The organism is Cellvibrio mixtus subsp. mixtus J3-8, from assembly GCF_000766945.1.
Taxonomy (GTDB): Bacteria; Pseudomonadota; Gammaproteobacteria; order Pseudomonadales; family Cellvibrionaceae; genus Cellvibrio; species Cellvibrio mixtus_A.
On sequence record NZ_KN266208.1, the window covers coordinates 128183 to 146505 of the forward strand.

General features: G+C 48.5%; 17 protein-coding genes. 6 read left to right on the forward strand and 11 right to left on the reverse strand.

What is annotated here, in order from left to right; genetic code table 11:
- Positions 1-92 precede the first annotated feature (92 nt).
- Positions 93-284: a hypothetical protein gene (locus A596_RS11180; RefSeq protein WP_039914782.1), complete on the reverse strand. Its 192-nt coding sequence runs from the start codon at positions 282-284 to the stop codon at positions 93-95.
- A gap of 140 nt (positions 285-424) precedes the next feature.
- On the opposite strand from A596_RS11180, the gene purE reads away from it, so the two are divergent.
- The 5 genes from purE to A596_RS11205 all read left to right on the forward strand — a co-directional run bounded on the left by purE (position 425) and on the right by A596_RS11205 (position 4989).
- Positions 425-916, forward strand: coding sequence for a 5-(carboxyamino)imidazole ribonucleotide mutase (gene purE / locus A596_RS11185; RefSeq protein WP_039914783.1), 492 nt, complete (start codon positions 425-427; stop codon positions 914-916).
- Between the two features lie 47 nt (positions 917-963).
- On the forward strand, positions 964-2040 hold the full coding sequence (purK, locus tag A596_RS11190; RefSeq protein ID WP_039914785.1) for a 5-(carboxyamino)imidazole ribonucleotide synthase: 1077 nt from the start codon (positions 964-966) through the stop codon (positions 2038-2040).
- A 141-nt stretch (positions 2041-2181) separates the two neighbouring features.
- A complete protein-coding gene (locus A596_RS11195) occupies positions 2182-2871 on the forward strand; it encodes a glutathione S-transferase family protein (RefSeq protein WP_039914787.1) in 690 nt (229 codons plus the stop codon).
- On the forward strand, positions 2871-3275 hold the full coding sequence (locus A596_RS11200) for a hypothetical protein (RefSeq protein ID WP_052417440.1): 405 nt from the start codon (positions 2871-2873) through the stop codon (positions 3273-3275). The genes A596_RS11195 and A596_RS11200 overlap by 1 nt, the downstream gene beginning before the upstream one ends.
- A 208-nt stretch (positions 3276-3483) precedes the next feature.
- Positions 3484-4989, forward strand: coding sequence for a methyl-accepting chemotaxis protein (locus A596_RS11205; RefSeq protein WP_039915514.1), 1506 nt, complete (start codon positions 3484-3486; stop codon positions 4987-4989).
- 65 nt (positions 4990-5054) lie between these two features.
- On the opposite strand, the gene A596_RS11210 is transcribed toward A596_RS11205, so the two are convergent.
- From A596_RS11210 to fucP, 10 genes are all read right to left on the reverse strand, one after another.
- Complete coding sequence (locus A596_RS11210) at positions 5055-6785, reverse strand: phosphate ABC transporter substrate-binding/OmpA family protein (protein WP_039914788.1); 1731 nt, start codon at positions 6783-6785, stop codon at positions 5055-5057.
- Positions 6786-6952: 167 nt separating this feature from the next.
- Positions 6953-10162: a glycoside hydrolase family 3 N-terminal domain-containing protein gene (locus A596_RS11215; protein ID WP_084128252.1), complete on the reverse strand. Its 3210-nt coding sequence runs from the start codon at positions 10160-10162 to the stop codon at positions 6953-6955.
- A 173-nt stretch (positions 10163-10335) separates the two neighbouring features.
- Positions 10336-11181, reverse strand: a complete 846-nt coding sequence (locus A596_RS11220; RefSeq protein WP_039914789.1) for a fumarylacetoacetate hydrolase family protein — start codon at positions 11179-11181, stop codon at positions 10336-10338.
- 22 nt (positions 11182-11203) lie between these two features.
- The gene (locus A596_RS11225; protein WP_039914791.1) at positions 11204-11932 is read right to left on the reverse strand and encodes an SDR family oxidoreductase; all 729 of its coding nucleotides are present in this window, start codon (positions 11930-11932) and stop codon (positions 11204-11206) included.
- A gap of 39 nt (positions 11933-11971) precedes the next feature.
- Positions 11972-13189: a UxaA family hydrolase gene (locus A596_RS11230; protein ID WP_039914792.1), complete on the reverse strand. Its 1218-nt coding sequence runs from the start codon at positions 13187-13189 to the stop codon at positions 11972-11974.
- The gene (locus tag A596_RS11235; RefSeq protein WP_039914793.1) at positions 13186-13506 is read right to left on the reverse strand and encodes a UxaA family hydrolase; all 321 of its coding nucleotides are present in this window, start codon (positions 13504-13506) and stop codon (positions 13186-13188) included. Before A596_RS11235 ends, A596_RS11230 begins: the two co-directional genes overlap by 4 nt.
- A 64-nt stretch (positions 13507-13570) precedes the next feature.
- A complete protein-coding gene (locus A596_RS11240) occupies positions 13571-14620 on the reverse strand; it encodes an aldo/keto reductase (RefSeq protein ID WP_235425695.1) in 1050 nt (349 codons plus the stop codon).
- A 233-nt stretch (positions 14621-14853) separates the two neighbouring features.
- Positions 14854-15690 (reverse strand): IclR family transcriptional regulator, encoded by an 837-nt coding sequence (locus tag A596_RS11245; protein WP_235425696.1) that lies wholly within the window; start codon positions 15688-15690, stop codon positions 14854-14856.
- Positions 15691-15800: 110 nt separating this feature from the next.
- Entirely contained in the window at positions 15801-16646 is an 846-nt protein-coding gene (locus A596_RS11250) for an amidohydrolase family protein (protein WP_039914799.1), read from the reverse strand.
- A gap of 31 nt (positions 16647-16677) precedes the next feature.
- On the reverse strand, positions 16678-17934 hold the full coding sequence (fucP, locus tag A596_RS11255) for an L-fucose:H+ symporter permease (RefSeq protein WP_039914801.1): 1257 nt from the start codon (positions 17932-17934) through the stop codon (positions 16678-16680).
- A gap of 206 nt (positions 17935-18140) precedes the next feature.
- Between fucP and A596_RS22925 the strand changes: the two genes are divergently transcribed.
- Positions 18141-18320 (forward strand): hypothetical protein, encoded by a 180-nt coding sequence (locus tag A596_RS22925; RefSeq protein ID WP_152600163.1) that lies wholly within the window; start codon positions 18141-18143, stop codon positions 18318-18320.
- Positions 18321-18323: the final 3 nt, after the last annotated feature.

Genomic DNA, 18323 nt, shown 5'->3' on the forward strand with positions numbered 1-18323 from the left:
ACACAAAGAATTGCAGCCAGACAATTTAACTGGCCATTGCATTACGCAAACTCAAGCTCGTTGTCCTATTAATAATGCAACCGTCAGGGTCATCAACATGCCCGATAAACCAGCACAATTAATTGCTGGAATTCCTCGCCTGTATCGATTGCCTGGTGCATTCGCCAGCCAATGAATAGAGGATAAAGCGAAATGGTAGTATTGAGGAATTTGTAGCTACCCGAGGTGTTACGGATTGCTGAATGAGTGCAGCGCGAATTTACTAACGTCACACTATCAGGCATCCAGGCACCGGATCCTGGCGTTGGGTACTTAAAATCAAGTCGGCAGACCTTGACTAACGTGGTAATATGCGCGCCTTTTTTTCGTTTCCGGTCCATTTTTCGGGCCTACACTTACAGTTTCACGCAATCAGGCACGAGATATGGCAAGAAAAGTCGCAGTGATTATGGGCTCCAAAAGTGATTGGGCCACCATGCAGGCAGCGGTGGAGATACTGGAGCAAATGGGTGTTGAGTATCACACCGAGGTGGTTTCTGCCCATCGCACTCCGCAAAAACTGACTGAATTTGCAGAATCAGCGGTAGATAACGGTTATGCCGTGATCATCGCCGGTGCTGGTGGCGCCGCACATTTACCGGGAATGGTGGCTGCCCACACCCGTTTACCGGTGCTCGGCGTACCCGTGCAAAGCAAGGCATTGAGCGGGGTTGATAGCCTGTATTCCATTGTACAAATGCCAAAGGGTGTTGCCGTTGGGACTCTGGCGATTGGCGTGGCCGGCGCCTTTAATGCCGGTTTGCTGGCATGCCAGATCCTGGCAGTCACTGATCCTGCATTAGCCGGCAAAATCGACCAATTCCGTCACGACCAAACCCAATCAGTATTGGATAATCCTGATCCCAGAGATCAATAGCTGGTAAATGCCAGGTTGCTATCGCCGTTATTAATGAGTCAATGTTTATGAGCCAACGTATTTGGGTTTTGGGCGCAGGCCAATTGGGTGCAATGCTGAAACATGCGGGGATGCCTCTGGATCTGGATGTTTGTCCGGTAGATATAAATGAAGCAACAGCACCCGCACTGAGTGCCGATGACCTGGTTACCGCCGAGCGCGAACAATGGCCGGATACCCTGGTCACCCATGCGTTGGCCCAACATCCGCGCTTCATTAACCAGAATATCTTTGGCCGCCTCGCCGACCGCAAAACCCAGAAAGAGTTGATTGACTCACTCGGCATCGCCACCGCACCATGGCGCAATGTTGCGGGCGATATCACCGCCAATGAGTTGCGTGATCAATTGGGCGAACGCGTTTTGCTGAAGCGTCGCACAGGCGGTTACGATGGCAAAGGCCAGCATTGGCTACGCACTGACGACGATCAGGTACCGGATGATTGGCAAGGTGAAGCCATCGCCGAACAAGCAATTAACTTCGATGAGGAAGTTTCATTGGTTGGTGTACGCAATGCTGCCGGTGAATGTGTGTTTTACCCGCTGACCCTCAACCTTCATCTAAATGGCATTCTCTACGCATCGGTCGCGCCCCTGGCTCGCTTGCAAGCGTTGCAAACACAAGCGGAAGAAATGCTCGGAAAAATCCTGAATGCCCTGGAATATGTGGGTGTTATGGCGATGGAAACCTTCCGTGTTGGCGATAAGTTATTGATCAATGAATTAGCGCCGCGCGTCCACAACTCCGGCCACTGGACCCAGGCTGGTGCGAGCATTAGCCAGTTTGAATACCACCTTCGTGCAGTTGCCAATATGGCGACACCACAACCGCAAATCATTGGCCAGAACGTGATGATCAACCTGATTGGCACCGACTATAATCCCGCATGGCGCAACCTTTCCTGCGCCCGCACCTACTGGTACGGCAAAGAAGTTCGCCCGGGCCGCAAAGTCGGCCACATCAATATAGTCAGCAACAACATCACCGAAGTGCGTGAAACCCTGGTACTGCTGGGTGATGTGCTTCCTGACCATTGTTATGCCAAAGCCATTGAGTGGAGCCTTTGCGCGCTTGAATCTTTATAACCTGCCAACTACACCGATACTGGCAATGGATGAACGTTAAGCCAATGATTCTTTTTGTTAGATTTGGTTAATGTTTGCATCATCAGGCGGGTAATTTATGGTAGTTTTCCCGCCCCTGCATACATCCACAAGGAGTTATTGATGTACATATTACATATCGCCAACAAAAACTACTCCTCCTGGTCATTGCGCCCCTGGGTATTGATGCGCGCCCTGAATATCCCGTTTACCGAGCAAATCCACCCCCTGGAAGTGGGTACAAGCTGGGCAACCTATCGCAACTTTTCACCCAATGGTCGTGTACCTTGTTTGCAGGATGGAGCGCAAACCGTGTGGGATTCCCTGGCGATTGTCGAATACCTTGCAGAAGATTTTCCCCGTATCTGGCCCACTGATAAACAGGCGCGCGCATGGGCTCGTTCAGCGAGTGCTGAAATGCATTCAGGCTTCCAGCAATTGCGCAACCAATGCGGCATGAGCTGTGGCCACCGCATCCAGATGCACGCGATAAGTCCCGCCTTACAAAAAGATATAGATCGCATTAATGAACTTTGGAACCAGGGATTGTCTTTGTTTGGTGGGCCGTTTTTAGCAGGAAAAAGCTTTACTGCCGTCGATGCCTTCTTTGCACCGGTTGCATTCCGGTTTCAAACCTACGGGCTTAAAGCAACTGGCGCGGCCGCTGATTACCTGCAACGGCTACTCGCGGTTCCGGCGATGCTGGAATGGTATGCAGCAGGCCTGAAAGAAAACTGGCGCGAGCCGGATCATGAAACTGAAATTCTCGCGGCAGGAAAATTGATTGCGGATTTACGCAGTGGAGGACATTAATGGAAGCGCAATTGGATTACGAAATTACCATCACCCATAAAGGCAACTATGTGCATGTCAACGCGCAGGGTATTGGTAGTTACGAGGGCGCCGTTGATCTTTGGCAACAGGTTGTCGATGCCTGTGAACAGCATCAATGCTTTAACGTTTTGGGTGAACAATACCTTTTTCGTAACCTCAGCACTCATGAAGCGCTGAATTATCCAGAATTGTTCAAAAAAGTTGGCATTACCAAAAAGCATCGGATTGCCTGGGTTGATAAAAATCCACGCACCCGTGAAATGACCGAATTTTGCCGCAACATCCTCGCCAATCGCCTGGTTGGCAATGGACGGCTGTTTAAAGACCTGGAAAGTGCCAAACAATGGCTTTTGGGACAGGGCCCGGAAAAGTCCTCGCAGTAAAATCTTCCCGCTCCCACCTCACCTCGTGCGTCACCCGGAGTATAAGTACTCTGACTGGCCACCTGCGTTTTGACAAAAAACCTCCCCCTTACTAAGGTTGATAACGAAGGCGCCACCCTTGCTGCGCCTTATTATTCCATCACTGATAACGACTTCTATCGCAGGAAAAGCGCTGGCAGTTATTTTTTTGGCTCTCGGGGAGCATCCCATGTTTCAAAATATGAAAGTTGCTGTGCGCTTAGGACTGCTGGCAGGAACGCTGGTTGTGTTAATGATCCTGATCGGAGTCATCGGGATTAAAGGAATGCACGATGCCAATCAGGGAATGCATACGGTATATGTGGATCGCGTTGAACCCATGCGCGACCTGAAAGAAGTAATCGATAATTTCGCGCTTATCCTGGTTGATGTTCCGCAAAAAACTGTGAAAGGAATTATTAGTCCGCAAGAAGCCTTGAAAATCACCCGCGACACCTTGCCAGCTACCAATAAAATTTGGGAAGAATATTTGCTTACTTATTTAATCGATGAAGAAAAACAATTGATTAAACAAGCCGCGCCGCTGATTGAAAAAACCCAACAGCAACTCGCCGACTTGCAAACCTGGTACGCGGAAAATAATACGGCAAAAATAAATACATTTACCCAAACCGGCATTTACCCGGTTTTTGATCCGCTCAATGAAGTCTTTACCGCACTGAATAAATTGCAGGTGCGCGTAGCAAAAGAAGAATATGAACGCTCCACCCAACGCTATGAAAATACATTGTTAGCAAACACCAGCATTATTGGCGTGAGTATCCTGGTCGCTATCCTGCTTAGCTATCTGATTGCACGCAGCCTCATTCGCCAATTGGGCGGAGAGCCCAATTACACTGCCGACGTCATTTATCGTATCGCTGAAGGCGATCTCTCAGTTAACGTTAATATAAAACCGCGGGACCAAAGCAGTATCCTGTTTGCGATCCGGCAAATGGTCACCAAACTTTCCGAAATTATTGGCGATGTCCGCTCCACAGCCGATTCACTTTCCTCTGCATCGGAAGAACTCAGTTCAACCGCACAATCGCTCAGCCAGGCAGCGACCCAACAAGCGGCAAGCATCGAAGAAACCAGTGCTTCCATGGAAGAAATTACCGCATCAATTGGCCAAAATAATGACAACGCCAAAGTAACCGATAGTATTGCCAGCAAAAGTGCGCGCGATGCAAATGAAGGTGGTTCGGCGGTTAAAAATACGGTGGATGCAATGCGCAAAATTGCCGAGAAAATCAGTGTAATTGATGACATAGCCTACCAAACCAATTTACTCGCACTCAATGCCGCCATTGAAGCGGGGCGCGCTGGCGAACACGGGCGCGGTTTTGCTGTTGTAGCCAGCGAAGTACGTAAACTGGCGGGGCGCAGCCAAAGCGCTGCCAAAGAAATTGGTGAGCTCGCAGGAGGCTCGGTAAAACTGGCAGAAAGTGCTGGAAAATTATTGGATGATATTGTTCCCGCCATCAAGAAAACGGCGGACCTGGTGCAGGAAATTTCTGCAGCGAGTGACGAGCAAACTATGGGCGCCAATCAAATCACCATTGCTATTTCACAAATCAGTATTGCCACGCAACAAAATTCTTCTTCTGCGGAAGAACTTTATTCAACCTCGGAAGAATTAACTAGCCAGGCATTACAACTGCAACAAATGATGGAGTTTTTTAAACTTAAATAATTAATATTTGCAATTTTAAAATATACCCCCCGCCAGCAGCGGGGGTTTTTACCAGCGAGTAACACCTATAAAATCCACACTTCCACACGTCGATTCATTCTTCGTCCCTCCTCCGTTTTACTGCTCGCTAAAGGTGCCTCCTCTCCCATACCGCGTGCAACCAATGGAAAAATACCGCGCTCAATCAGATGTTGTTCAACTACCTTGGCGCGACGCAACGACAATTCTTCGTTCTGTGCTTTATCACCTTCACTATCCGAAAAACCAAATAGTTGCACACGTTTCGGGGCATTTACTTCGACGTATTTCACCAATCGTTCCAGATCATTAATGCCCTTGGTATCCAACTCATCGCTGCCATCCTTAAAGCGGAAATTCAACGATAAACGCTGTGAGCGCGTGGTCAAATCACGCATCACCTGCGGATAAAAATCACTATTAAATGCCTGGCCGGTTTTAATATTTTGTGACACCAAACCAATATCTTCCACAATACTTTGGCCACGCTCGGTCGCGCTGAATTTTACAAACTCCTCAGCATCCGCATTAATATTCTTTTGCGGCAAATAAAAATACAGGCGGCGCGCCAGCGGATAGTCTTCCGTGCTCACAGTAAAGTGCGCAGGCAAAATCGGTTTGGACGTTTTCGTTGCCGAGATAGGCACCAGCTTCGCACGGCGTACATAAGGCAAGCCAATAAAACCAATTGCACCTGGCTCCTTTGCTACCGCGTCCGATAATTCAGTACTGGACTCAATGCGTTTTGCCGTCATGACCAAGGTTGCTTTTGCAGGGTCCAGCACCATACTCTTGAAAGAATCCCATGTACCGGAGTTTTCATCGCGCGCATACACTTTGATAGGCAGGTTGGGGCCACCAATTTCGGACCAATTAGTGACTTCACCGGAAAATATCTTTACCAGTTCAGGAATAGAAAGTTTGGTAGCCGGATTAGTGGTATCGGTAATAATGGCCAATCCATCCAGGCCAATAATATGTTCTGCTCCCGGCTCACCCAAATCACCGCTTTTTGCCAGCAGCAGTTCACGCTCCTGGTCTTTAATCTTGCGTGAAGACATACCCAGCTCAGCAGAATCCTGCAATAAATCAGTGAATGCTGTACTGGAGCCGTGCGCATGGATTTCAATAAATTCAATACGGCCATTTAATTCGCCACTCACCGCTTTTTCCACCGGCGTATTACCTTGTCGGGTTTTAATATTGGTAGCACCACGAGCCATGAAATACGCTTCAACCAAACGCGGTGCTAAACGCTCACCAACAGTGTTGGAACCATGCACGCGAAATAAGGGTTTAGTGGCACGCACTAATTGCCCCGCAGGAACATAGGTCATTTGCTCGCGTTTATTGACAGCGGATTTAACCTGGGTATTTGCCACTGCCTCCAGCACAAATACTTCGCCTGCGTTCAACGGTAAAAATGAACGCAGCAAATAACCGCTCATTATTAATAGCAGTGAACACGCAAACGCAGCCACATAGCCCAGCTTTATACTGCGACGCGTTTTCTTGCGCGCTTTGAATTCATCACCGGAATGCGTGGCGGTAACAATTGAATCTTCCATCTGGCGAATGTCCCACACCAGCCGGGTTAATTCTGCGTTATTCGTTTGCAACGCTTTTTCCAATAATTCAGCCCGATATTCTTCGTCCTTAAGTACCATATTTAACGGAATATGCATTTTTAATTGCGCTTCGCACAACCGCTTTAAATTCCATAATTTATCAACCAGGGCCACGTTGTAATGCATATGCTTGTGGTGTTTGGGGGACATAAGGAGTCTCTGCTGATGATCAGGAAAGGGGAATTATCGATCAGCAGGAAAACACTCGCCGTGCGATAACGGCGAGCACTCTATGACAGGATTGTTACAGCAGAATTACATGATGGAAAAAGCTGGCTATATAAAAAAGATAACCAGCAATAGAACTATTTGATTATTTATTTCAGTAATTTTTTGATTTCCGGTACTAACGCTTTAGCATAAAGTTCATAACCGTATTCATGGGGATGTAATAAATCCGGCATCACTTTTTCGGTTAATGTTCCATCAGCAGTTAAAAACACGGAATTGATATTGGCGAAATACACGTGTTTGTTATCCGCATAATTTTTGATAATGCCATTAACCTGCTCATTAATTAAACGCAACTCGCCATCCGGTTTTGCATCGCGCGGAAATACAGCGAGCAATAAAATTTTGGTGTTGGGCAAGCGCTGCTGCAAGTCTTCCAGGATTTTCTTTATTCCTGCAGCCGTGGTTTGCGGATTTTCACGGCGATGGCCAGCATTGTTAGTGCCAATCATCAATACGGCTACTTTAGGATTCAATCCGGTTACCGCATCATGCTGCAAACGCCAGAGCACGTTTTCAGTGCGATCACCACCAAAACCAATTCCAAATGCATTCAATGGTGCAAGATATTTATTCCACGCTGCCAAACCTTCCTTCTCCCAGCCCTGGGTAATGGAATCGCCAATCAACAACACATCAATTTTTCCACCGTTAGCGAGGGTTGCTTTGGCATCGGCAATTTTTTGTTGATGGCGCGGCAACCACCAATCAATAGACCACCACTCATTTAACATATCGGGTGTAACCGATTGGGTGCGATAGTCAGCACAAGTATGTAACGCAACATCTTTTGGTGTATTGATCAGCAATTCAACATTGGCGACAGCAACCTCACCTGCACCACCGGTTTCCAATGCAAACGGCATTGTCACCGCACTGAAATTATCCTGGTCGCGTTTGAAACAATTGAGTGGCACATACACTTTTTGCCAACCTTTACCAACGAGTTCGCGCGCTTTTAGCGTAAATGGAACCAGGCGGTCACAACCTTCTTTTTTGCATTCCATTTTGAAAGACACACCGCCTTTGTTGAGCTCATTGATTTTAATATCCAATGCCAACACACCGGTTTTCATATGCGCGGTTAAATCCAGGGCTTCACCGGATTCAAGTGTCATTCCCGCACGCCAGGTATCTTTCCAATTAAACGTGAGAGCATCTTCTTGCACGTCTTTATCAGTGGTTTGAACTTTCACATCACCTTTCGGCAATGCCGCAAATGCACCACTTAAAATTTGCTGGCGCTCATAGTTTTCAATAAAGATATGCCAGGGTTCCAGCGGACGCCGTACATAGAGTTTGATATCTTGCGGTTCACCACTGGCAACACCTTTGACATCCTCCGGTAAATTTAGAGGACCGGTTTTTCCGGATTTATACGTAAGGCCATAACCTAATTTAAATAATGGATCATAATTTTTGTGATGCGGATTCAGCACATCCTGTAACGGCAGTTTTGGCCAGGAGAATGACAGTGTTCCGCTGAAATCAAAATTAGGTTTACCATCGGCTTTCGCGATAAGCACATCCGCTACACCAGCACCTTCAGAACCCGGTAACCATGCTGCAACAAAAGCATCCGACGCATTTAATTCAGGATTAATCCACATTGGTCGGCCCGATAAAAATACCGAAACCACAGGAATGCCATGCGCTTTTAATGTTTTCAGCAATGCAAGGCTTTTCTTTTTAGCAGGTTCAAATTCCAATGTATCGCGGTCACCGCTGCCTTCCGCGTAAGGATTCTCACCAAAGACTACAATTGCCACATCCGGTTTTTGCGTAAAAGAACCATCAACGGATAACACCGTTTTACCACCGGCAGCATCGACAACAGATTTAATTCCGCTGTAAATTGAAGTAGCACCGGGAAAACGGTGATTTTCGCTGGCATCATTAATACCTTGCCACCACACACTCCAACCACCGGATTGTTTACCGATGTTGTCCGCAGCATCACCCGCGACCAAAATAGTTTGCTGCGGTTTGATTGGCAGAACTTTGTTGGTATTTTTCAATAACACCACGCTTTCACGCACAGCCTGGCGTGCAATCGCGCGATGCTCTGCGCTGCCAACAACAGACTGATCTGCTGCATTAGCGCGTTGCGATGGTTTTTTATCCCACAACCCTGCGCGCATTTTCACACGCAAAATCCTGCGCACCGCGTCATCCAGGCGTGCTTGTGAAATTTCGCCGGCTTTCACTTGCTTGAGGGTATTTTCAATCATGGTTTTCCAGTCATAGGTCACCATGAGCAAATCAATACCGGCGTTAATTGCTTGCGGGCAAGAATCATTGGTACAACCAGGCACTTGCCCGTGACCATTCCAATCACCGACGACCAAACCATCAAAACCCATGCGCTCTTTTAATACATCGGTCAATAAATATTTATTGCCATGCATTTTTTCGCCGTTCCATTCCGAGAAACTGGCCATCACTGTTTGCGCACCCGCGTTCAATGCAGGCACATAACCGGCGTTATGAATTTTAATTAATTCTTTTTCACTAATGCGCGCGTTGCCCTGGTCATCACCACCATCAGTACCGCCGTCAGCAAGGAAATGTTTTGCCGTGGCGATCACATGATTCTCATCGAGGAATTCGTTAGTGTTTACTTTGCCTTGCAAACCTTCAACCATTGCGGTGGCATATTCGGCAACCCGTTTTGGATCTTCGGAATAACTTTCGTAGGTGCGCCCCCAGCGATCATTTTGTGCAACCGCGAGTGTGGGCGCAAATACCCATTCTGTACCGGTCGCACGAACTTCTTTCGCGGTTGCTGCGCCGATTTTTTTAATTAATTCGGGATTGTGCGCCGCGCCCAATCCAATATTATGCGGAAACAATGTCGCCCCGGTTAAATTGTTGTGGCCATGCACCGCATCGGTTCCCCAAAAAATAGGGATCGCTTGTTTACCATCGCTGGTATCCATAGACGCATCGTAAAGGCCATCAAGGAAATCTACCCAATCGTTGGCTTTCGCATTTTCAATGCGATTGGGCATGGAGCCGCCGCCATTCAACACAGAACCTAAATGGTATTTTTTAATATCATCCGGCGTTACGGTCTGGATTTCTGCTTGCATGATCTGCCCGACTTTTTCTTCCAGCGTCATCTTCTGCAAAATCGCTTCTATTTTTGCATTGAATGCAGCGGAATCTTTAATGGGCGATTCGGCTTTGGGCCAAAACTTGATATTATTTTTTTGCTCGGCGTGAGCGGAATAATTTGCGGTAAAAATTGCAGCAGCAATCAAGCCGATGCTGGCGAGCTGGTGGATTTTTTTCATGGAAAATGTTCTCTTATTTTTGAGCTGTGTAGGTTGCTAATGAGGAACGAACCGCAACATGCCCATCTCGCACCGCCAACCCAATTTAACGTTGAGCCTCAAGCTGGTTTCAGCGCGAACTCCAATATGGTCATGTTGCGGTTCGTTCCTCACCAGCAACCTACAAATAAAATTTATTTTGCGTTAACAACAACCTGTTTCTGCACACCCATTCCTTCAATGCCCAACTCCACTACATCGCCTTCATTCAAATACAACGGTGGTTTTTGGCCGAGGCCAACACCGGGCGGGGTTCCGGTGCTGACAATATCACCCGGTTGCAAACTCATAAATTGAGAAAGGTAATGCACTAAAAAGGCGGGACCAAATACCATTTGATCGGTAGAACCGTTTTGAAAAATTTTATCGTTTACTTTTAACCACAAATTTAATTTCAGCGGATCAGCAACTTCATCTTTAGTGACAAGGTACGGGCCAATCGGGCCGAAGCTATCACAACCTTTACCCTTGTCCCATTGGCCACCGCGTTCCAATTGGAAATTGCGTTCGGACACATCGTTAATAACGCAATAGCCAGCGATATAATCCATTGCGTTTTCAAGTTCGACATAACTCGCGTGTTTACCGATGACAAATCCCAGCTCCACTTCCCAATCGAGCTTGGTGGAATTGCGCGGTTTAATAATATTGTCGTTAGGGCCAGTGATCGCGCTGGTGGCTTTCATAAATACTACCGGCTCTGCGGGAACATCAAGGCCGGATTCGGCGGCGTGATCCGCGTAATTCAAACCGATGCAAATAAATTTACCGACACCATTTGTACAAGGACCAAAACGACCCGGTACGTCCACAATAGGCAAGGATTCAATATTGATGCTGGCAATTTTTTTCAACGATTCCTCGCTCAGGGTTTTGCCATTGATATCAGACACCACTGAACACAAGTCGCGCACGTTACCCTGTGTATCCAAAATACCCGGGCGTTCCTGCCCTGCAATTCCGTAACGAAGTAATTTCATAACCCATTCTCTTTTGAAAAAATTAATTGCTCCATCCGCCATCAATAATATTGATGGTGCCAGTGGTAAATGATGAGGCATCGCTCGCTAGATAAAGCGCAAGCTCAGCCATTTCACGCGCTGTACCCAAACGGCCCATAGGTTGGCGTGCAACGAAATTTTTATACGCAGTGTCGTAATCACCAGTGGCTTGCATGCGTTGTTCAAGCGAAGGGGTTTGTACGGTGCCGGGGCAAATTGCATTGCAACGTACGCCCTGGGTTACAAAGTCAGCGGCCACGCCTTTGGTTAAACCAATTACAGCGGCTTTAGTCATGCCGTATGCAAAACGATTGGGCGCACCTTTGATGGAGCTGGCCACGGATGACATATTAATAATTGAGCCGCCGCCTTTGCTAATCATGCCCGGCAACACCGCGCGAATCATGCGATACATGGAAGTCACATTTAAATCAAATGAAAAATTCCAATCGTTTTCATCGCAATCGAGGATAGTGCCGCTGTGCACATAACCGGCGCAGTTAAATAAAATATCTACCGGACCGATTTGCCCGGACAGCAAGTTTATTTCGTCAGTTTTCAATACGTCGAGGCCGTAGACTTCGCAACCTTGCAGGTCTTTTAAACCTTTGAGGTTAATATCGGTTGCAATCACCCGCGCACCTTCTGCTGCAAATAATTCTGCGCTGGCGCGACCAATGCCCTGGGCAGCAGCGGTAATCAATGCAGTTTTTCCTTCCAGTCTTTTCATAGTGGTTTTTATCGTTGTGGTTTTTATTTTTTAAATGAATCACGCAATTTGTCGAACGGGTAAACAACCCGGGCCGATAGGTTCAAATGCTTTGTAGGTCAGGATAAATTCCTGGTGCCCCAACTCTTCAGAAATGCTGCGTTTACCCGATGCTACGTCAATAACGTTTTGCAAAATTTCTTCACCTACTTCATCAAGTGTTGCTTCACCCTCCAGGATACAGCCCGCATTTACATCCATATCTTCCGCCAGGCGGCGATAGGTTTCCGGATTCGCACAGATTTTAATGACCGGGGAAATTGCCGAACCCACCACAGAGCCGCGCCCCGTCGTAAATAAAATAACCTGGGAACCACACGCAATTAATTCAATAATTTCGGCGTTATCAGAAATATTCGGGAAACCAAAACGCGGTTCGCCATCGGGAACTACGTCCAATAAATACAAACCGCCAGCGGGAGGAATATCGCCGGGCTTAATTAAACCGCTAATAGGTGATGACCCGGATTTTGAATAGGCCCCCATGGATTTTTCTTCCAATGTCGTCAAACCGCCATCAGCATTTCCCGGTGCAAAACTGCCAAAGCCCATTACGCGATAATAATGTTCTGCCTTGGCCACACAGGCTTCAATTTCCACCCCCAATTCAGGCGTAATTGCGCGATCCGCCATAATCGTTTCACAACCGATCAATTCACCGGTTTCTTCAAAAATGCAAATTGCATCGGCAGCAACCAATGCGTCGAAACAACGCCCTACCGCCGGGTTGGCGGTAATACCACTGGTGCCATCGGAGCCGCCACAAATAGTCCCGACAATTAATTCATGCAAATACATGGGCACGCGTTCAACTTGCGCGGCTTGCGCTTGCAAACGCGCAACAGCTTCCACACCGGATTTAATGGTAGATCTGGTTCCGCCGGCTTCCTGGATAACTAATAATTCTGCAGGCCGGCCACTAGCGCGAATATCGCTTAATAGTTTTTCGCGATTCATACTTTCGCAGCCGAGCGAAATTAATAATGCACCACCGACATTCGGATGCGTGCACACGGCGCGCATCATTTCATAAGCGTATTGGTTGGGATAACAACCGGGGAAGCCGATTAGATGGACATCAATGTCATCCGCGCGATTCACAATCATGCGCGATACATGATGTGCACACTCAACCAGATATGCCACCACAATCACATTGCGAATTCCCTTGCGCCCGTCTGCGCGCAACCATGCGGAAAAATTAATTGCAGAATTCATTCTTCGCTCCGGTATTGGATTTGGCGCGTGCGCGTGTGGCTGGGAATGTAATCACTTTTCATATTGTGCATATGCACATGATGTCCCTTCGCAACGGCTTCAACCATGGAGCCGATAGGTGCGCCGTAGCGATACACCTTATCGCCTGCCGCCAGTGCAAAGCGCGCAACCTTATGGCCCACACCAATATCGATGGGGCTCACAATTATTTCTTGTTCGATGCTGATTTCATCGCCCGCGCGAATTTGTTTTACGCACACTAGAATGTTGTCATCGGGGTGCAACAAAATTAATGGTGCTAGTGATTTCTCTGTCATAGTTTTTTATGTAGTGGCTTTCCTGACTGTAATAGTTATTGCTGTAATAGCCCTTGCAGAAACATCACCTGCCTGGTGTAGGCGCCGCCGGGTGCAATAAATTGCGTTCGCGCAACACATCCCAAAACGCGGCCGGAATTTCACTCTCCATTAGCTGCACTGCACGCTCGACCTGGTCACGATTTGCAAGTCCCGCCAGCACCGAACAAATTTGCGGATGCGCCGCAGGAAATTGCAGCGCCGCCGCCGCGAGGGGAATAGCAAATTGTTCGCACACAGCTTCCAGCTGGGCCACTCGTTCCACTATCGATTGCGGCGCGGGCTCATAGTTGTAATACAGTGGCGCGTTGCCCGCACCACTCAACATAGCCTTCACACCGGTGGCCAAAATGCCGGAATTAAATGGCCCGCCAAGGATCACTGATGCATTGCGGCGCGCACACAAAGGTAAAAAGCTTTCACAGGCAGTTTGTTCGAGCAAGGTGTAACGTCCCGCCAATAAAAACCCGTCGAAATCACCGTGCTTTAATGCGGCATCACATATTTGCCATTCGTTGGCACCCAGGCCGATAGCTTTCACCAGGCCGTCAGATTTGAGCTTGCTCATGGCGATGAAACCGCCATCCATAAATTCGCGGAATTTTTCGGGATGGTCCGCACCGTGGGTCAATGGGCCTAAATCATGGGCCAATAAAATATCGATCTGTTCTACTTGCAGCCGCTTCAGGCTTGCCTCGAAGGAACGCATCACTCCGTCATAGGTGTAGTCAAACACCGGCTCCAGCGGTGGCGCATCGGCAAAACCGTGGCGGACGCTGGCGGTGGAATTGGTTGGCACTAACACCCGACCAACCTTGGACGAGATCACCACCGCTTCGCCCGACACTTTGAGCGCCTCCCCAAGGCGCGTTTCACTCAAGCCAAAGCCGTAATGGGGCGCGGTATCGAAATACCGGACTCCCGAGCGGATGGCCGACAATACTGCCGTTCGGGCTTGTTCATCGTTTAACGGTTGATAAAGGTTGCCAATAGGTGCAGCGCCAAACCCCAACAGAGAAAGGTTTATCCCACTTGCCCCCAAGGCACGGAATGACATGGACTTAGACGGAACCACACAACCTCTGTTTTTTTATAATTAAAATCAGAATCGCCAATAAAAATTATTCTAGCCGAACGCTTCTGCAATTCACATATAGTTATTTAGACTTTTTGAAAAATTTTATGTCTCACGCCGGTACAAACTTCTACAACTACGAAACTTGAACTTTTTTATGATCAATAAAAACGATGTTCCAGTAATAAAAAAGCCGATCCATGGATCGGCCTTTTACACCAGCGGCGGATTGATCAATCGATCAACCCCTGGGAAATTTTATCGGCCGCCTGCAACAGACGCTCAATCAAACGCTCCGCGGTGATGGACTGCGCCTTGATATGGATAAATGGAATGATAAGCACCGCAACGGCACCGTGTACGCCGATAATGGGTACGCAGTAATCCGTCACCCCATCCACAAAATCGCTCGCCAGTTGGATGTAACCCAGGTCCATACCTTTGCGTGCACGCGCCAGGAAACGTTCGATACGCTCCAGGTCCACCGTGGCCGACAGGATTGGCAACCAACCCGCTTGCACATCCGGTGTCGCAAAACCGTAGAGTAATGCGCCGGAGTTAGTATCGATCAAGCGGCGGCGATAGCCCACACGCACCGAAAACCCCAGGTCCATCGGGCTTTCCTGGCGGGCAACCACGACGATTTGATCGCCTGAAGGCACGACCAGGTGGCAGGATTGACCTAGCTCGCGGCTCAGCTCTTTCATCACCGGCAGGGAAACTTCGAGCAAGGTTTTAGCGGTGCCTTGGGAGATCCCCAGAGTGAACAATTTATTGGTCAGCATGTAACCATCCCGGCCATCGGGCATCTGGGCAATGTAGCCGCGATACTCCAACGCCAGCACCATACGGAACAATTCACTGACGGAACGCCCCAGTGCAGCCGCCATCTGTGAAGTGGTCATAGGAGATGAGTTTCGCGCCAACAACTCCAGGATATCCAGGCCTTTTTCCAAAGCCGGGGCGCGGTACTTACGTTCGGTTTCCTCTTGCGCCTCAAGAACGGCGTCATCGAGTTCTTTATTCATAGTAACTGTCATAGTGCTTTTCTCGTTATTAGTATGATTCATGAATCCTTCCCAATGATTTCCCGTGGATGATTAACTCATGCCACCGGGTTCAGGTTTATCCTCGCTGTCCGAAGATTTTACGCACAGCCCCAAAGGTAAAGCGTTCTAATTTACGTAATTCGATAAAAACGCAAACTTGTACCTATGAAAACACTTTCAGAATTGGTTGTTTTGCATTCAGTAAGTGCATGATCCACAAGCGCCAGCCAGTTTTTATAGATGGAGAGCTGGCGATTTGGCGCCAAGCCGATGACAGGCCAGTCACTTCCCCACATTAATCGCCCGGCACCAAACAGCGATACCAGATATTTGATATAGGCCAGGTATACCTCCTCTCCCTGCCAACCCGCTGCCTCGGTTACCAGGCCGGAAATTTTGCAGTGGACCTGGGGCAATGCAGCCAATGCGCGCAAAGCATCGCACCATTCATCGGCCGGTAAATCGTTGGCGATGATGGCCGGCTTGGCAGCGTGATTAATAACAATCGGTAACTCCGGATGGCGGCGGGCAAACTGGTACAAATGGGACAAGTGGCGGGTGTAAACCAAGGCATCAAAACTGAGTTGATGCTTTTTCATTGCAGCGATTGCCGGTTCCAGTTCCGGGCGCAAAATCCAGTTATCGTCCGGCAACCCTTGTAGCATGGGCCGGATACCTTTGAATTTAGGGTGCTGCGCCAGGTGCGCAATACGCTCAGGTGCCGCCGGCGACGCCAGATCCACCCACCCGACCACCGCCTTGATAAAGTCAGATTCGCTTGCCAGCCGCAACAAATAATCCGTATCCGCGTCATTGGTTTGGGATTGCACCAACACCGATCCGGTCACACCGCAAGCATTGGCGACAGGCAGCAAGTCTTTCTCGCCAAAATCGCGATAAAGAGATTTGATGTCCGCCGTCGGCCACTCACAATCATTACGGCCGATTTGCCAGAAATGTTGATGGGCATCGATCATGGTTTTATACCTCTGTCCATAGGGATCTATCTCACATCCGGTCGCGAAAACGGGCGTAAATCGCAATTACCACAAAACAACTGAGCGGTACTATCACTGCCGTATGGATAGAAGTCAGGTCGGACACCAACCCCATTACTGCGGTCAGAATCGCCCCGCCGATAATAGCCATAACCAGGAAGGATGCTGCCGGCTTGGTCAGCGGGCCAAGCTCTTTCAAACTCAACGCGAAAATGGTGGGGAACATCAACGACATAAAAAAGCTGGTCGCCGTGAGCGCCAGTAAACCCGTGTGCCCTGGTTGCAATATCGCAAATGCGCAGAGCATTACATTGATGGAAGCATAAACCCACATTAACCAGGCGGCGCGCGCGCGGCTCATTAGTGCAGTCGCTACAAAACGGCCCACCATAAAAATCACCAGCGAAGCCAACAGATAATTCGCCAGGGTTTTCTCACCAGTACCAGGCACCGCTTCCTGCCCGTAACGGATTAAAAAACTCCAGATACAAACTTGCGCACCCACGTAAAAAAACTGGGCCGCAACACCAAACATAAACGGACCATTGGTGATTAATTGTTTGTAGTCGCTCCAGGAACCCGTGGTTTCATCGCCGGCATACTGTGTTGCAATCGCCGGAAACTTCACTCGCAGCACCAGTAATGCCCAGGCCAATACAATGAATCCCAGGACCAGGTAAGGCCCCTGCACCGCGTGGGATTCAGTTTGGTAAAACAACTCCAATTGCCCTGCACTCATCAGCGCCAGCTCTTCCGTTGTCGGCTCGTGGCCCGACAAAATAAATTCACGCCCGATCAAAATCCCCGCAATACAACCAAAGGGATTAAATGACTGCGCAAAGTTCAAGCGGCGCTCAGCGGTGGCGGGATCACCCATAGCAACAATCAAGGGGTTGGCCGAGGTTTCCAGAAAAGCCAAACCACTGGCAATCACAAAGAGCGCGCCAAGGAATAACGTATATTCACGTGCCGCCGCCGCGGGATAAAACAGGAATGCCCCAAGGGTATAAAGCAGCAGGCCAAATACCACCGCAGCTTTATAGCCGTAGCGTTTCATCCACAGCGCGGCGGGGATCGAAAATACAAAGTATCCCGTATAAAACGCGGACTGCACCAAACCGGCTTTAAAGTCCGACAGCGTGAAAACTTTTTTAAACTGGGTAATGAGGATATCGTTAAGGCTATTCGCCATTCCCCATAGGAAAAACAAACTAAAGACCAGGATCAACGGCAATAACACCGGCAAGGATCTATCGTTATTGTTCATCGGTTCTCCAGCGAGCGCCCGTGTTATGGATGCCCTTGCATTATTGTTATTAGTCTGAACATTACGGGCTATTTTGCCCTGCGGCTTATGCCATTCTTACTCGAACGGGGCTGCCATATCTTTACGAATGAACGATGGTTTATCCATAAAAGATGCTATCATAGAGTCAAACAAACTATAACAATTTTTTTCAGGTCTGCACGCTCATGATTCTCGCCAGCATTAACGACTACCGCACCCTTGCACAAAAACACTTGCCCAGGGTTTATGCGCTAGCGACACGACAAAAACGCGGCGTGAAAGAAATACGGGAAATATTTGCCCGGGAAATGCGCATTGCCATGGCACCTTTGCGGTTGTTCACGCGTGCAGGACATCAACATTAATAT

Coding starts and splice junctions, on each gene's coding strand:
- A596_RS11180 (WP_039914782.1), bottom strand. CDS start 284: ATGCCTGATAGTGTGACGTTAGTAAATTCGCGCTGCACTCATTCAGCA.
- purE (WP_039914783.1), top strand. CDS start 425: ATGGCAAGAAAAGTCGCAGTGATTATGGGCTCCAAAAGTGATTGGGCC.
- purK (WP_039914785.1), top strand. CDS start 964: ATGAGCCAACGTATTTGGGTTTTGGGCGCAGGCCAATTGGGTGCAATG.
- A596_RS11195 (WP_039914787.1), top strand. CDS start 2,182: ATGTACATATTACATATCGCCAACAAAAACTACTCCTCCTGGTCATTG.
- A596_RS11200 (WP_052417440.1), top strand. CDS start 2,871: ATGGAAGCGCAATTGGATTACGAAATTACCATCACCCATAAAGGCAAC.
- A596_RS11205 (WP_039915514.1), top strand. CDS start 3,484: ATGTTTCAAAATATGAAAGTTGCTGTGCGCTTAGGACTGCTGGCAGGA.
- A596_RS11210 (WP_039914788.1), bottom strand. CDS start 6,785: ATGTCCCCCAAACACCACAAGCATATGCATTACAACGTGGCCCTGGTT.
- A596_RS11215 (WP_084128252.1), bottom strand. CDS start 10,162: ATGAAAAAAATCCACCAGCTCGCCAGCATCGGCTTGATTGCTGCTGCA.
- A596_RS11220 (WP_039914789.1), bottom strand. CDS start 11,181: ATGAAATTACTTCGTTACGGAATTGCAGGGCAGGAACGCCCGGGTATT.
- A596_RS11225 (WP_039914791.1), bottom strand. CDS start 11,932: ATGAAAAGACTGGAAGGAAAAACTGCATTGATTACCGCTGCTGCCCAG.
- A596_RS11230 (WP_039914792.1), bottom strand. CDS start 13,189: ATGAATTCTGCAATTAATTTTTCCGCATGGTTGCGCGCAGACGGGCGC.
- A596_RS11235 (WP_039914793.1), bottom strand. CDS start 13,506: ATGACAGAGAAATCACTAGCACCATTAATTTTGTTGCACCCCGATGAC.
- A596_RS11245 (WP_235425696.1), bottom strand. CDS start 15,690: ATGAATCATACTAATAACGAGAAAAGCACTATGACAGTTACTATGAAT.
- A596_RS11250 (WP_039914799.1), bottom strand. CDS start 16,646: ATGATCGATGCCCATCAACATTTCTGGCAAATCGGCCGTAATGATTGT.
- fucP (WP_039914801.1), bottom strand. CDS start 17,934: ATGAACAATAACGATAGATCCTTGCCGGTGTTATTGCCGTTGATCCTG.
- A596_RS22925 (WP_152600163.1), top strand. CDS start 18,141: ATGATTCTCGCCAGCATTAACGACTACCGCACCCTTGCACAAAAACAC.